This window comes from Corynebacterium sp. UMB6689 (genome assembly GCF_030215295.1).
Taxonomy (GTDB): Bacteria; Actinomycetota; Actinomycetes; order Mycobacteriales; family Mycobacteriaceae; genus Corynebacterium; species Corynebacterium aurimucosum.
In genome coordinates this window covers 1-495 of the sequence record NZ_JASOLS010000060.1, presented here as the reverse complement: position 1 = coordinate 495, position 495 = coordinate 1, and the positions used below count along the sequence as shown (strand labels likewise).

General features: G+C 55.4%; 1 pseudogene. It reads left to right on the top strand.

Going from position 1 to position 495, the window contains the following annotated elements:
* A pseudogene (locus QP363_RS12655) lies at positions 1-495 on the top strand (hypothetical protein); the annotation flags it as partial.

The following is a 495-nucleotide window of genomic DNA, read 5'->3' as shown; positions in this document are numbered from 1 at the left end:
ACTCTACGGAAAGCCCCCACAGCTCACCGTAAAATCCGAGGACGGCAACCCCCCAACCCCGACCGGGCGGCGCGTCAACGAATATGTTGAAGACGGCCTACTCGACCAGCTCGTACAAGGCGCAGAAACAGGGGCAGCCTTAGGTGGTAGGTTCCACCGTGTTACCTGGGATAACACCCATTCCCGCCCGTTTATTACCACTGTGGACGCGGATCAAGCAATCCCCTACTTCTCATGGGGAGAACTAAAACAGGTCATTTTCTGTTACGACCTGGAAGATCCCAACCCTACGATCGGTTCAGGGCCAACCACTTATTGGCGGCACCTCGAAACCCACTACTTAGACGAAAATGGTAACGGGCGTATCCGTCACGAACTTTACGAGGGCACCAAAACCCAGTTAGGTTCTATCCGCCCACTAGTAGATCACCCCACTACCGCACCACTAGCCACACAGGTAGACGCAGACGCGACCATAACCACCGGCATAACCCC